At 70.7% G+C, this 12,660-nt stretch carries 10 protein-coding genes and 1 other RNA gene; 10 read left to right on the top strand and 1 reads right to left on the bottom strand.

From position 1 onward, the window contains the following. Window positions 1-39: 39 nt before the first annotated feature. The 3 genes from Hbl1158_RS14590 to Hbl1158_RS14580 all read left to right on the top strand — a co-directional run bounded on the left by Hbl1158_RS14590 (window position 40) and on the right by Hbl1158_RS14580 (window position 3,585). On the top strand, window positions 40-1,770 hold the full coding sequence (locus tag Hbl1158_RS14590) for an Hvo_1808 family surface protein (RefSeq protein WP_234297976.1): 1,731 nt from the start codon (window positions 40-42) through the stop codon (window positions 1,768-1,770). Window positions 1,771-1,875: 105 nt separating this feature from the next. Then, on the top strand, window positions 1,876-3,039 hold the full coding sequence (locus Hbl1158_RS14585) for a nicotinate phosphoribosyltransferase (RefSeq protein ID WP_234297975.1): 1,164 nt from the start codon (window positions 1,876-1,878) through the stop codon (window positions 3,037-3,039). A 63-nt stretch (window positions 3,040-3,102) separates the two neighbouring features. Further along, window positions 3,103-3,585: a twin-arginine translocation signal domain-containing protein gene (locus Hbl1158_RS14580; protein ID WP_234297974.1), complete on the top strand. Its 483-nt coding sequence runs from the start codon at window positions 3,103-3,105 to the stop codon at window positions 3,583-3,585. Window positions 3,586-3,649: 64 nt separating this feature from the next. On the opposite strand, the gene Hbl1158_RS14575 is transcribed toward Hbl1158_RS14580, so the two are convergent. Further along, the gene (locus Hbl1158_RS14575) at window positions 3,650-4,252 is read right to left on the bottom strand and encodes a TIGR00296 family protein (RefSeq protein WP_234297973.1); all 603 of its coding nucleotides are present in this window, start codon (window positions 4,250-4,252) and stop codon (window positions 3,650-3,652) included. 161 nt (window positions 4,253-4,413) lie between these two features. Between Hbl1158_RS14575 and rnpB the strand changes: the two genes are divergently transcribed. The 7 genes from rnpB to Hbl1158_RS14540 all read left to right on the top strand — a co-directional run bounded on the left by rnpB (window position 4,414) and on the right by Hbl1158_RS14540 (window position 12,660). Beyond that, window positions 4,414-4,859, top strand: an RNA gene (gene rnpB, locus Hbl1158_RS14570) — RNase P RNA component. A gap of 137 nt (window positions 4,860-4,996) precedes the next feature. Further along, window positions 4,997-5,290 (top strand): hypothetical protein, encoded by a 294-nt coding sequence (locus tag Hbl1158_RS14565; RefSeq protein ID WP_234297972.1) that lies wholly within the window; start codon window positions 4,997-4,999, stop codon window positions 5,288-5,290. Window positions 5,291-5,567: 277 nt separating this feature from the next. Then, complete coding sequence (locus Hbl1158_RS14560) at window positions 5,568-6,488, top strand: MBL fold metallo-hydrolase (protein WP_234299547.1); 921 nt, start codon at window positions 5,568-5,570, stop codon at window positions 6,486-6,488. 140 nt (window positions 6,489-6,628) lie between these two features. Further along, window positions 6,629-8,572 carry a long-chain fatty acid--CoA ligase gene (locus tag Hbl1158_RS14555; RefSeq protein ID WP_234297971.1) on the top strand — a complete coding sequence of 648 codons (1,944 nt, stop codon included), beginning with the start codon at window positions 6,629-6,631 and terminating at the stop codon, window positions 8,570-8,572. 132 nt (window positions 8,573-8,704) lie between these two features. Then, the gene (gene lpdA, locus Hbl1158_RS14550; RefSeq protein WP_234297970.1) at window positions 8,705-10,132 is read left to right on the top strand and encodes a dihydrolipoyl dehydrogenase; all 1,428 of its coding nucleotides are present in this window, start codon (window positions 8,705-8,707) and stop codon (window positions 10,130-10,132) included. 124 nt (window positions 10,133-10,256) lie between these two features. Then, on the top strand, window positions 10,257-10,580 hold the full coding sequence (locus Hbl1158_RS14545; protein ID WP_234297969.1) for a hypothetical protein: 324 nt from the start codon (window positions 10,257-10,259) through the stop codon (window positions 10,578-10,580). A gap of 85 nt (window positions 10,581-10,665) precedes the next feature. Further along, window positions 10,666-12,660: an ABC transporter ATP-binding protein gene (locus tag Hbl1158_RS14540; protein ID WP_234297968.1), complete on the top strand. Its 1,995-nt coding sequence runs from the start codon at window positions 10,666-10,668 to the stop codon at window positions 12,658-12,660.

Genomic DNA, 12,660 nt, shown 5'->3' with positions numbered 1-12,660 from the left:
TCGGACAAGGTACTTCTACCCCCAGTCCAATGGCGACACATGCGAACACCGTCCCCGCAGACGGTCGGGCGGTTCGTCGCCGTCGCGTTCGCGGTCGCGCTCGTGTGCAGCGCGGTCGCCCCGGCGTTCGCGGCGACCCCCCGTTCCGCATCGGACCCCGCCCGCGTGCCCGCCGTCTCGGCCGACACCGCCGGTCAGCCGGCGACCAACTCCGGAGCCACCCAGTCCGCACCCGCCGATCCCGACTCCGACGTGATCGGCTGGGAGGACGGCTACTGGCACAACGAGAGCATCGACGTCGACCAGTCCGACGGCCTCAGCGACGAGGAACTCCGGGCGTACGTCGCCCGCGCGATGGCGCGCGTCGAGTACATCCGCGAGGAGGAGTTCGACTCCCGAGTCCCCGTCTCGATCATCACCCGAGAGGAGTACCGCAACCAGAGCGCCGGCGGGGGCGGCTCCGACGAATACAACCGCTGGAACGACCAGGTGTGGGAGGGGCTGTTCATCGTCGGCGAGTCGACCGGCTCCGGCGAGGCGATCGGCGGAACGACCGGTTCGTCGGTCGCGGGCTTCTACTCCCCGACGAACGACGCGATCACGATCGTCACCGACTCGCCGGACTCCCCGACGATCAACAACGCGACGCTGGTTCACGAACTTGTTCACGCCCTCCAGGACCAGCAGTACGACCTCACCAACGAGACGTACCGGGGCCAGACGCAGGATAGCGACCTCGCGATCGACGGCGTCGTCGAGGGCGAGGCGAACTACATCGAGACGCGCTACGCCCAGCGCTGCGGCGACGAGTGGGACTGCGTCGACACGCCCCAGGCCGGCGGCGGTGGCGGAGGCGGCGGTCCCGGTCCGAACCTCGGCATCCTGATCACGCTGTTGAACCCCTACTCGGACGGCCCGGCCTACGTGAACGAACTGATCGAGGAGGGCGGCTGGGACGCCTTCGAGGAGCGCTTCCGGAACCCGCCCGTCTCCACCGAGCAGGTGATCCACCGGACCGACGAGACGCCCCGCGAACTGTCGTTCGAGGACGAGGGGACGAACGGCTGGGAGACGTTCCCGCGTGACGATCCCCGGCTGGGGGAGAACGGCTCCGACACCGTCGGCGAGGCGTCCATCTACGCGATGTTCTGGTATCAGGCCCGCGAGTACCAGGCGAACACGATCAACCCCAACGGCCTGTTCCAGGGGACCGAGAGCCCGTACGACACCTACAACTACGAGTCGCCCCCGTCCGACGGCTGGGACGGGGACCGGCTGTTCCCGTACCGAAACGGGGAGGGCGACGACGCCGAGTACGGCTACGTCTGGCTGACCGCCTGGGACTCCGAGGAGGACGCCGAGCAGTTCCACGACACGTACCTCCGCATGCTCGACGCCCACGACGTGCGCGAGACCGACGAGGGGTACTACGTCGTCCCCGACGGTCCCTTCGAGGACGCGTTCCTCGTCCGCCTCGACGGCGACCGCGTGACGATCGTGAACGGGCCCACCGTCGAGGACGTGGCGGATATCCGCCCGAGCCTCGACCCGGCGACCGAGACGCCCGCAGACGAGACGGCGACGCCGACTGACGGCGACGGTGACGCCGGCGGCGACGACACCCCGGACGACTCCGCGGACACCACCGAGCCCGGCGACACCGGCGACACCGACGACGGCGTGACCGAGACCGACGGTGCCGGCTTCGGCTTCGGCGTCGCCGCCGCGGCCGTCGCCGTCGCGGGCCTGCTCGCGCGCCGGCGAGGCTGACCGGGCGACCGCCGCGCCGGCGACGAACGCGGGGTCCTCGCACGGACGGCGCGCCCACGGGGGCGATGGCGTGACTTTTTGCGTCGCCCGGTCGAACCTCGCCCAATGAGTTCCACGCCTTCCGACTTCGACATCGTCGGGGCGGACGCGATCCGGGACGGATCGGCGGCGGACGCGTACTTCGAGCGCACGGCGGAGACCCTCCGACACGCCGACCGGAACCCGCGCGTCGTCGCCGAGGTGACCGCTGACCAGTTCCCTGACGGCGAGTTCGAACTGCTGGCGGGCCTGAAAGACGCCGCAGCCCTCCTCGCGGGCCGCGACGTGACCGTCGACGCGCTCCCGGAGGGCACGGCGTTCGACGGGGGTCCCGTGATGCGAATCGAGGGGGAGTACCTCGAGTTCGCGGCGCTGGAGACGTCGCTGTTGGGCTTTCTCTCGCACGCCTCCGGCGTCGCCACCGCGGCCCTGGCGTGTCGGCGCGCCGCCCCCGACGCGAACGTGCTCTCGTTCGGGGCCCGGCACGTCCACCCCTCGATCGCCGCGATGGTCGAGCGGAGCGCGCTCGTGGGCGGCCTCGACGGCTTCTCGCACGTCGCCGCCGGCGAGGTGATCGGCCGGGAGGCGTCGGGGACGATGCCCCACGCGCTGCTCATCTGTTTCGGCCGCGGCAACCAGGAAGACGCCTGGCGCGCCTTCGACGAGGCGGTCCCCGAGGGGGTGCCCCGAATCGCGCTGTGTGACACCTACTCCGACGAGGTCGACGAGGTGATCCGGGCGGTGGAGACGCTCGGCGACCGCCTCGACGGCGTCCGCCTCGACACGACCGGCTCGCGCCGGGGCGACTTCCGCCACATCGTCCGCGAGGTGCAGTGGGAACTGGACGCCCGCGGCCGCGGCGACGTGGACGTGTTCCTCTCGGGCGGCCTCGGCCCCGCTGACCTCCGCCACCTCCGCGACGTCGCCGACGGCTTCGGGGTCGGCGGCTACGTCTCCAACGCCGACCCGGTGGACTTCGCGCTCGACATCGTCGAGGTCGACGGCGACCCGGCGGCCAAGCGCGGGAAGCTCTCGGGAGTCAAGGAGGTGTACCGGACGCCCGACGGCGGCCACCACGTCGGCCTCCGCGGCCGCGAGGGCCCCGCCGACGGCGAGTCGCTCATGGAACCGCTGGTCCGCGACGGCGACGTGGTGCGGGAGTTCGACATCGACGACGCGGCGGGGCGGGCGCTGGCGGACGCGGAGGCGGTCGGCTTCGGCGGAGGGTAGGTCGTCGCGTCCGTGTCGGCAATCCCCGCAAGAGGTTTACCGCGACCGCGACTCCGTCCGGCGATGCCCTCCAGACGCGACCTGCTCCGCACCGCCGCGGCCGGACTCGCCGCCGGCGGAACGGCCGCCGTCGCCGGCTGCGGCTTCCACTCCCCCTCGTCGATCGACCACGAGTTCGAGGTCGACACCGATCCGGACCCCTCGGCGTTCGACTGTGACGGACACGCGATACGGTTCGTGGTCGAGGAGTCGTCCGTCTGTCTCCGCGGGCAGTTCCCCGCGTTCGTGCCGGACTGTCGGCGTCTCACGAGCACCCTCGAACGGGGCCCCGAGGGACTGTCGTTGACGGCGACGGTCACGAGCAACGACACCGACTTCCTTCCGCCCTGTGACGGAGAGGAGACGACCGCGACCTACACGCTCACCGCCCCGGTGGAGTACGTCCCGGACCGACTGATCTTCCGGCACAGTCGCGGCGACGAGCGACTGTTCGAGTTCGACGACCGGGTCGAGGACGTCGCCGATCCGATCGAGGACAGCTGTTGAACGGACCCGGTCGCGTCGCCGGTGAGTCACGGCGCGTCGCGGAGAAGTCGGCGCTGTCGGTCGCCTACAGCTGTTCGACGCTGCCGCCGTCGCGGCGCTCGCGGAACACCTGTCCGTCGATGAGCGTCACCATCGTCTCCTCGTCCTGCCACGCCAGCGGCGAGAGCCCGGCCTTCCGGCAGACGCGCGAGAGGAACTTCTCGGTGCTCCAGTCGTTCTCGACGGGGATCGTCGGATACAGCCAGCCGTGGTGACCGTTGTGGTCGACCGCGACGCCGTGGCGGCCGAGTTCGAGGTCCTCGACGGGGTCGTTGGTGAGCGTGACGCCGGAGACGACGTACGCGGAGACGAGCACGGAGTCGAGTTCCTTGGGCTCGAGTTCCGAGCCGCCGGAGTCCGCCGAGGCCGCCTTGATCGCCGCGTCGACGATGGCGTGGCCGAGCTGGTCCTTCCCCCGATACGACCCGGCACAGCCGCGCATGCGCCCCCTGCCTCGAGTGGACTGGAGGCGGACGAACGCACCGGTTCGCGCGTAGAAGGCGTCGCGCATGCTCCCCGGTTGTTCGCGTTGGCCCTGCAGTACGTACGCCTCGACCGACTCCCGGGCGAGTTCGACCGCGCGTGCACCGTCCTCGTAGGTGAGCCGCACGGTCTCCGCTTCGGACATACACGTACTGTGGGCCCACCGGACTTGAAGCCTTTCATCACCGTGATACGAAGTGACACACCAGCGTCCCACGGCCCGCGAGGCGTCCGATCACGGGGGGAACAGATCGGCGTCGCGATCACCCCGAACGCTTTATCAGAGCGAGCGATCTATCCGGACTCGGCAGAGGGAGCCCGACCCCCGTGCGCTCGACCCTCTCGGGCGACGGCGCATGAGGAAAGTCCCCCCACCCCCGGACGGGCGACCGGGCGCAAGCCCGGAGTCGGAGACGGCTGGCTCTGGAACAGCAACGAGACCCCCCGCCCCGACCGATGAGGTGCGGCGGCGATCCGTCGCCGCCGGCGCTCGCGGCTCCGCCGCGGGCGCGCGAACCGACCCGAGAGGGGAGGGAGCGAACCCACCGAGGACCGACGGGCGGGAACGGATGGAACGGCGAATCCTCGCCGGTGCAAGCCCGCGTCGACGGGCGGCCGCGGCGGTCGCCCCGATGGTAGTCCGGGTTCCCGCACGGCGTCCCCGTGCGGACGACCGGGGCTCGCGCCCCGCAACGACGCGGACGCTCAGCCGAATGTCGGGCCGAACAGAAGGGGGCTTACTCCCCTCGGCCGCTCTCGCGCTCGCCAGCGGCGGTGCCGGGACGCCGCGATCACCGACGGTAGTCGCCCGCATACCGTCCGACGACGGTCGTGCGAACGGCTGACACGCACCCGACTAACTAAAACCGATGGACCACCAACCCTCGGTGTGGACAGCAGAGAACTCACGGCGGCCCTCGAGCGCGAGTTCGGGGGGACGGAGGCGGTTCGCCGTACGGTCGCCCGGCAGGCGCGAGACCTGGCCGACTCCGGGAGGATCGCCGCCGACCGCGGCCACGAGCTGACCGTCGAGGAGGTGCTCGAGGAGCTATCGGACGCGCCCGAGGACCACGACCTCGCGGAACGATGGAACTGGTGGATCGGCTCGCTGGAGACGGCCTACGGCGGCTACGAGCGCTTCACGGTTCGGTTCGTCGACGACGGCCCGGACGTGAACGCGTAGCCGTCGCCCCAGGAACCGCCGCCGGCATCGCCGTCGGTCGCGACGGTCACCCCAGGAACCGCCGCCGGCATCGCCGTCGGTCGCGACGGTCGCCCCAGGAACCGCCGCCACCCGCCCCGCCACCGATCGCCCTCGCCTCGCCGCGGTCCCCGACCGCCCGCGCGCACCCGCCGCGCCCTCCGCGTCGTTCGGGTCGCCAGCGGCGGCTCCGCGTTCCCACGGTTCGGCCGCCTCCCGAACCCTTTTGGTACCGACTAACGCCGGTGCGACCATGGAGATGGAGCCCGGAGACGTGGAGCCGATACCCGGCTGTACGGACCTCTACTACCTCGACACCGGGATGTACGACACGGCCAACTACGGCGCGGTGTACCTCGTCGACGCCGAACGCCCCGCCGTCATCGACACCGGGATCGGGACCAACCGCGAGTACCTGTTCGACGCGCTCGACAGCCTCGGGATCACCCCCGAGTTCGTCCTCCCGACGCACGTCCACCTCGATCACGCCGGCGGGACGGGCTTTCTCGCCGAGCGCTACCCCGACGCGACGGTGATGATCCACGAGACGGGCGTCGACCACCTCGTCGATCCCGAGCGACTCGTCGCCGGCACCAAGTCCGCCGTCGGCGACCAATGGCGACACTACGTCGAGCCCGAGCCGGTGCCGGCCGACCGGATCGAGTCGCTCTCGGGCGGCGAGACGCTCGATCTGGGCGACCGCGACCTCGACGTGCACCACGCGCCGGGGCACGCCCCGCACCAGGTGATCTTCCACGACCGCGGCGACGACGTGCTGTTCGCCGCCGACGCCGCCGGGATCTACATCCCCGAACTCGACCGGATCGAGCAGACCTCCCCGCCCTCGCGGTTCGACCTCCACGGCTGTCAGGACGACGCGGACACGATCCGCGACCTCGACCCGCGGTACGTCTGCTTCGGCCACTTCGGCCCCCGTGAGTTCGAGGACCGACTGCTCGCGGAGTACAAGCGCACCCTCGCCGAGTGGGTCGAGGCAGTCCGACAGAAACGCGAGGAGTTGGGCGACGACGAGGCAGTGATCGAGCACTTCGCCGCGAACGCCCCCGAGGACCACATCGAGGTGTGGGGCGAGGAGAAGGCCCGCGAGGAGGAGCGACTGAACACGCGCGGCGTCCTCGGCTACCTCGACTACAAGGAGAAGCGCGGCGAGACGGTCTGAGGCGAGCGGTGTTGCGGAGGCGGTGGCGTCGCGGACGCGGTACGGAACCGTCGCGTCCCCGTCGGCGACCGCGAGAAACCCGTGACAACGCGCCGGGAATGGGGACCGACTTAATACGCCCCCGTTCGCCAGGGAGAGGCATGGACTGGCGGCAGGCCGAACGCGAGTACGATCCGGAAGTCACCCGGGACTCGCTGGCGGCGACCTTCGACGCGAGCGGCCGTGAGCACGCCGACCGAGTCGCCCAGCGCTACAAGGGCGGAGTGTACGATCGCTCGTTGGCCCGGGCGGGCGTCGTCGACGCCGCGCCCGACGGCGACTACGCCGACCTCACCTACCGCGAGATGCGCGACCTCGTCCGTCGGCTCTCGGCCGGCTTCCGCGAGCTCGGCGTGACCGCCGGCGACCGCGTCGGGATCTTCGCCGACACGCGCATGGAGTGGGCCCACGCCGACTTCGCGCTGCTGGGCGCGGGCGCGGTCGTCACGACCGTCTACACCTCGTCGTCGACCGATCAGGTCCGGCACCTCCTCGCGGACCCCGGCGCGTCCGGCGTCGTCGTCGAGAACCGGGAGCTACTCGAGCGGGTGCTGGCCGTCGAGGACGACCTCGACCTGGAGTTCGTCGTCCTCGTCGACGGCGGAGAACACGAGCGCGACGACGTGTACACGCTCGGCGAACTCCACGAGATCGGGGCCGAGGTCGACCCCGGCGACGGGTGGGTGATCGACCGCGACATCGACGACCTCGCGAGCCTCATCTACACCTCCGGCACCACCGGCACGCCGAAGGGCGCGGAGCTGAGCCACCGCAACTTCCTCGCGAACGTCGATCAGTGCGTCCGCCGCTTCGGCGACCGCCCGGACAAGCCCGACGACGTGCCGGTCATCGACGAGACCGCGGTCACGCTGTCGTTCCTCCCGCTGGCGCACGTGTTCGAGCGCCTCGCGGGGCACTTCATGATGTACTCCGTCGGCGCGACCGTCGCGTACGCGGAGTCGTCCGACACCCTCCGCGAGGACTTCGGGCTCGTGCGACCCTCGACGGCGACGAGCGTCCCCCGGGTGTACGAGAAGCTGTACGCCGCGATCCGCGAGCAGGCGTCCGAATCGAGCGTGAAGGAGCGAATCTTCAACTGGGCAACCGGCGTCGGTCGCGAACACCACCGATCCGACGACCCCGGCGTCGGACTCCGGATGCGCTACGGTCTGGCCGACCGCCTCGTCTTCTCGACGGTGAAGGAGGCGCTGGGCGGCAACGTCGACTTCTTCATCTCCGGCGGCGGGTCGCTGTCGGCGGACCTCTGCGAACTGTACCACGGGATGGGCGTCCCCATCCTCGAGGGGTACGGCCTCACGGAGACGGCCCCCGTCGTCGCGGTGAACTCCCCGGAGGAGCCGAAGGTCGGCACGATCGGCCCGCCGGTGCACGACGTGGACGTGCGCGTCGACGAGGCGGTGGCCGGGGCCGTCGGCGGCGACGACGGGACCGACGGCACGGTCGGCGAACTGCTCGTTCGCGGGCCGAACGTCTTCAGCGGCTACCGGAACCTCCCCGAGGAGACCGAGGCGGCGTTCACGGAGATCGACGGCGAGCGCTGGTTCCGCACCGGCGACGTGGTCGAGATCCGCCCGGACGACTACATCAGCTTCCGCGAGCGCGCCAAACAGCTCATGAAGCTCTCGACGGGCAAGTACGTCCCGCCGGGCGCGATCGAGGACGCCTTCGCGGCCTCCGAGTACGTCGAGCAGGCCATGGTCGTCGGCGACTCGAGGAAGTTCGTCTCGGCGATCGTCGTCCCGAACCTCGCGGCGGTGCGCGCGTGGGCCGACGGCGAGGGGTACGACCTCCCCGCGGACGACGACGCGCTGTGTCGCGACGACCGGGTACGGGAACTCATCCAGACGGAGGTCGACCGCGTCAACGAGGACTTCGAGGCCCACGAGACGATCAAGCAGTTCCGCGTCGTCGCCGAGGAGTTCTCCGAGGAGAACGACCTGCTCACGCCCACGATGAAGAAGAAGCGGCGCAACATCCTCGAGCGGTACGAGGACGACATCGGGAGCATGTACGCCGACGACTGAGCGGGACGTCGACTCACCCGCCGTCGCCGAGGACCGTCCGCCGCCCCACACGCCGTCGCCGGCGGCGGTCCGCCGCCCCCGTCGTCCGCAATTCCTGCCAGTTTATCATCCCGGATCAGAAAGGGGAACTCAATGGTCGTCGGAGACATCTCGACCGGAACGGACGTCGCCGTCATCGGGGCCGGTCCCGGGGGCTACGTCGCCGCGATCCGCGCGGCACAGCAGGGACTCGACACGACCCTCATCGAGAAGGACGCCTACGGGGGCGTCTGCCTCAACCACGGCTGCATCCCGTCGAAGGCGTTCATCCACGGCGCGGACGTCGCCCACGAGGCGGGTAACGCCGAGGAACTGGGCATCTACGCCGACCCGGCCGTCGACGTGGAGCGCATGCAGCGCTGGAAGAGCGGCGTCGTCGACCGTCTCACCGGCGGCGTCGAGAAGCTCTGTAAGGCCAACGGCGTCAACCTCGTCGAGGGAACGGCGACGTTCGCCGACGAGAACAAACTGCGCGTCGCCCACGAGGGCGCGGGGCAGGGCAGCGAGTCGATCGAGTTCGATCACGCCGTCGTCGCCACCGGGTCGCGGCCGATCCAGGTCCCCGGCTTCGAGTTCGACGGCGAGCGCGTGCTCTCCTCGCGCGACCTGCTCGCGATGGAGTCGCTCCCCGAGCGCCTCGTCGTCGTCGGCGCGGGCTACATCGGCATGGAGCTGTCGACGATGCTCGCGAAGCTCGGCACCGACGTGACGGTGGTGGAGATGCTCGACGACGTGCTCCCCGGCTACGAGGAGGACGTGCAACGGATCGTCCGCAAGCGCGCGGAGGAGCTCGGCGTCGAGTTCCACTTCGGCGAGGGCGCGAGCGGCTGGGAGGAGACCGCCGAGGGCGGCGTCGCCGTCGAGACCGAGACGGAGGCGGGCGAGACCTCGGAGTACCTCGCGGACCAGGTGCTCGTCGCGGTCGGTCGCGCTCCCGTTACCGACACCCTCGAACTGGAGAACGCCGGAGTGGAGCCGAACGAGGACGGGTTCATCGAGACGGACCACCAGGCCCGCACCGACGTGGACTCGATCTTCGCCGTCGGCGACGTGGCCGGCGAGCCGATGCTCGCGCACAAGGCAAGCAAAGAGGGGATCGTCGCCGCCGAGGCGGCCGCCGGCGAGCCCGCGGCGCTGGACTACCAGGCCGTGCCCGCGGCCGTCTTCACCGAACCGGAGATCGCCACGGTGGGGCTGACCGAGGACGAGGCCGCCGCCGAGGGCTTCGAGCCCGCCGTCGGCGAGATGCCGTTCAACGCCTCCGGCCGGGCGCTCACGACGACTCACACCGAGGGGTTCGTTCGGATCGTCGCCGACGAGGAGACGGGCTTCGTGCTCGGCGGGCAGATCGTCGGCCCCGACGCCTCCGAACTGATCGCCGAACTCGCGCTCGCCGTCGAGATGGGCGCGACGCTGGAGGACGTGGCCGCGACGATCCACACCCACCCGACGCTCGCGGAGGCGACGATGGAGGCCGCCGAGAACGCGATGGGGCAGGCGATCCACACGCTGAATCGGTAGGCTGGCTCCGACGGCGAACGGAACGGTCACCGGTCTCCGACCCGACGCGACCCGACGCGACACGACCCGACCCAACACGGCGACCTCGCGTCACACTTTTCACACGACGCGGAGTCGATCCGCCATGGGTCTGTTCGACCGAGACACGGACATGAGCGACGACGCTGACGACGACGGCGACGACGGCGACGGTCCCCAGTTCGAGCCGATCGCCGGCACCGCCGATCGCGACGACGCGGTCAGCGGCGACGGCGATGACGCCGGCGGCGACGAGGACCCGCTCTCGAAGCTCGTGGGCGCGCGCTTTCGCGACGACGACTTCAGCGGGACGCTCAAGCGCGCCGTCGACGTCGAGGCCGGCGTCGTGCTGTACGCCTACTCGAACGGGAACGCCGGGGGCGTGACCGCGGTCCCGATCGATCAGACGCGGCTGCTGGACGGGGCGTAATCACGCCGGGTCCCCACGCAGCGGACGCCACGGGGGCGTTCCGCGTTCCGTGGGCCTTTGTACCGTCGGCGTGTTTCGAATCGTAATGAGCGACGCGGAGGAGGAACACGGCGACTTCGCGGAGATCCGCGAGTCCGTCGACGGCAACCCGATGACGGGGCTGTTACGGTACTGCGTGCCGTACTGGCCTCGGCTGTCGGTCGGGCTGGCGGCCGCCATCGTCACGCGACTCGCCCGGCTGCTACCGTCGCTGCTCGTCGGCGCGGCCATCGACCGAGTGATCCGGACGGGCGGGGACCCGGGACTGCTCGCGGACGTGGGGATACTGCCGGGCGGGTCGATCGCGGGCGAGGCCGCCCGGCTGGCGTTTCTGGAACGACTGGTGGTCATCGCCGCGCTCGCGTACCTCGTGCGGTCGGTGACGCGGTTCGCCTCGCGGTACCTGTTCCAGTCGACCGCCCAGAAGGTCCAGCGCGACCTGCGAAACGACACGTACGACCACATGCAGCACCTCTCGCTGGGCTTCTTCGCGGACCACCAGACGGGCGCGATGATGTCCGTCCTGAACCAGGACGTGAACCGGCTGGAGCAGTTCCTCAACACGGAGATCCGGCAGGCGATCCGCGTGGTCGTGACCGTCAGCGGCATCGCCGCGATCATGTTCTACTACTCGCCGAAACTGGCGCTCATCGCGCTCGCGCCGGTGCCGATCATCGGCCTGGCGTCGGGGCGGTTCCTCACGTGGATCGAGCCGAAGTACCGCGGCATCCGCGAGACGGTCTCGCGGCTCAACTCCCGGCTCGAGAACAACATCGGCGGCGCGCGCGTCATCAAGGCGTTCAACCGCCACGACTTCGAGTTCGACCGCGTCGCCGCCCAGAGCGAGCGCTACCACGACGAGAAGGTGGGCGCGATCCGCGCCCGCCGGGCGTTCTTCTCGGGGCTCCGGCTGCTCACGGGCGTCGTCTTCGTCGCCATCCTCTGGGTCGCCGGCAGCGACATCATCGCCGGCGAGGCCGGCGCGCTCCAGGCCGGAACCGTCGCGGTGTTCTTCCTCCTCTTGCGTCGGCTCTACTCGCCGATGCGCCGCGTCGGCAAGACGGCGAACAAGTACCAACTCGCCAAATCCAGCGCCGAGCGCGTGTTCGGCCTGCTCGGGTACGACCCCGAGGTGACCTCCCCCGAGGACGCGTACGTCCCCGAGTCGGTCGAGGGACGGGTCACCTTCGACGAGGTGCGGTTCGGCTACACCGACGACGAGGAGGTCATCTCCGGAATCGACCTCGACGTCGATCCGGGTGAGACGGTCGGCCTCGCCGGGACGACGGGCGCGGGGAAATCCACCCTGCTGAAGCTGATCCCCCGCTTCTACGACGTGGACGAGGGGGCCGTCGAGGTGGACGGCGTCGACGTGCGCGAGTACGACCTCGCGGCGCTGCGCGAGCACGTCGGCATCGTCGAGCAGAACCCGTACATGTTCTCGGGCACGGCCGCCGAGAATATCGGCTACGGCGACCTCTCGGCGCTGGACCGCGGCGGCGACGCGGCCGCCGAGGCCGACGCCGCCGTCGCTGGCGCGGGCGGTGGCGTGGACGCGGACGCCGCCGGCGACGCGGCCGCCGACGGCGATCCGAGCGATCGCATCGTCCGGGCGGCGAAAGCCGCGGAGGCGCACCAGTTCATCACGGACCTCCCGGACGGCTACGACACCCAGATCGGCGAGCGCGGCGTGAAGCTCTCGGGCGGGCAGCGCCAGCGCATCGCCATCGCTCGCGCCCTCCTGAACGACCCGGAGATAATCGTCCTCGACGAGGCGACCTCCGACGTGGACACCGAGACCGAGGAGCTGATCCAACGGAGCCTCGACCGCCTCATCGCCGACCGGACGGCGTTCGTCATCGCCCACCGGCTGTCGACCATCCGCGACGCCGACCGCGTCGTCGTCATGGAAGACGGCCGGATCGCCGAGCAGGGAACCCACGACGACCTCGTCGCCGCCGACGGCGACTACGCCGACCTCTGGGCGCGCCAGGCGGGCGACGGCGAGACCGACGAGTCGCTGGCGGCCGCCGACGACTGA

The sequence above is a fragment of the Halobaculum sp. CBA1158 genome (assembly GCF_021431925.1).
Lineage (GTDB): Archaea > Halobacteriota > Halobacteria > Halobacteriales > Haloferacaceae > Halobaculum.
The sequence above is the reverse complement of the archived record's forward strand: the minus strand, read 5'-3'. Positions and strand labels throughout refer to the sequence as shown.

What these genes read in the sequence shown, in the direction of transcription:
- Hbl1158_RS14545 (WP_234297969.1), top strand. Translation starts at nt 10,257, where the DNA reads ATGGGTCTGTTCGACCGAGACACGGACATGAGCGACGACGCTGACGAC.
- Hbl1158_RS14585 (WP_234297975.1), top strand. Translation starts at nt 1,876, where the DNA reads ATGAGTTCCACGCCTTCCGACTTCGACATCGTCGGGGCGGACGCGATC.
- lpdA (WP_234297970.1), top strand. Translation starts at nt 8,705, where the DNA reads ATGGTCGTCGGAGACATCTCGACCGGAACGGACGTCGCCGTCATCGGG.
- Hbl1158_RS14575 (WP_234297973.1), bottom strand. Translation starts at nt 4,252, where the DNA reads ATGTCCGAAGCGGAGACCGTGCGGCTCACCTACGAGGACGGTGCACGC.
- Hbl1158_RS14540 (WP_234297968.1), top strand. Translation starts at nt 10,666, where the DNA reads ATGAGCGACGCGGAGGAGGAACACGGCGACTTCGCGGAGATCCGCGAG.
- Hbl1158_RS14590 (WP_234297976.1), top strand. Translation starts at nt 40, where the DNA reads ATGCGAACACCGTCCCCGCAGACGGTCGGGCGGTTCGTCGCCGTCGCG.
- Hbl1158_RS14555 (WP_234297971.1), top strand. Translation starts at nt 6,629, where the DNA reads ATGGACTGGCGGCAGGCCGAACGCGAGTACGATCCGGAAGTCACCCGG.
- Hbl1158_RS14560 (WP_234299547.1), top strand. Translation starts at nt 5,568, where the DNA reads ATGGAGCCCGGAGACGTGGAGCCGATACCCGGCTGTACGGACCTCTAC.
- Hbl1158_RS14580 (WP_234297974.1), top strand. Translation starts at nt 3,103, where the DNA reads ATGCCCTCCAGACGCGACCTGCTCCGCACCGCCGCGGCCGGACTCGCC.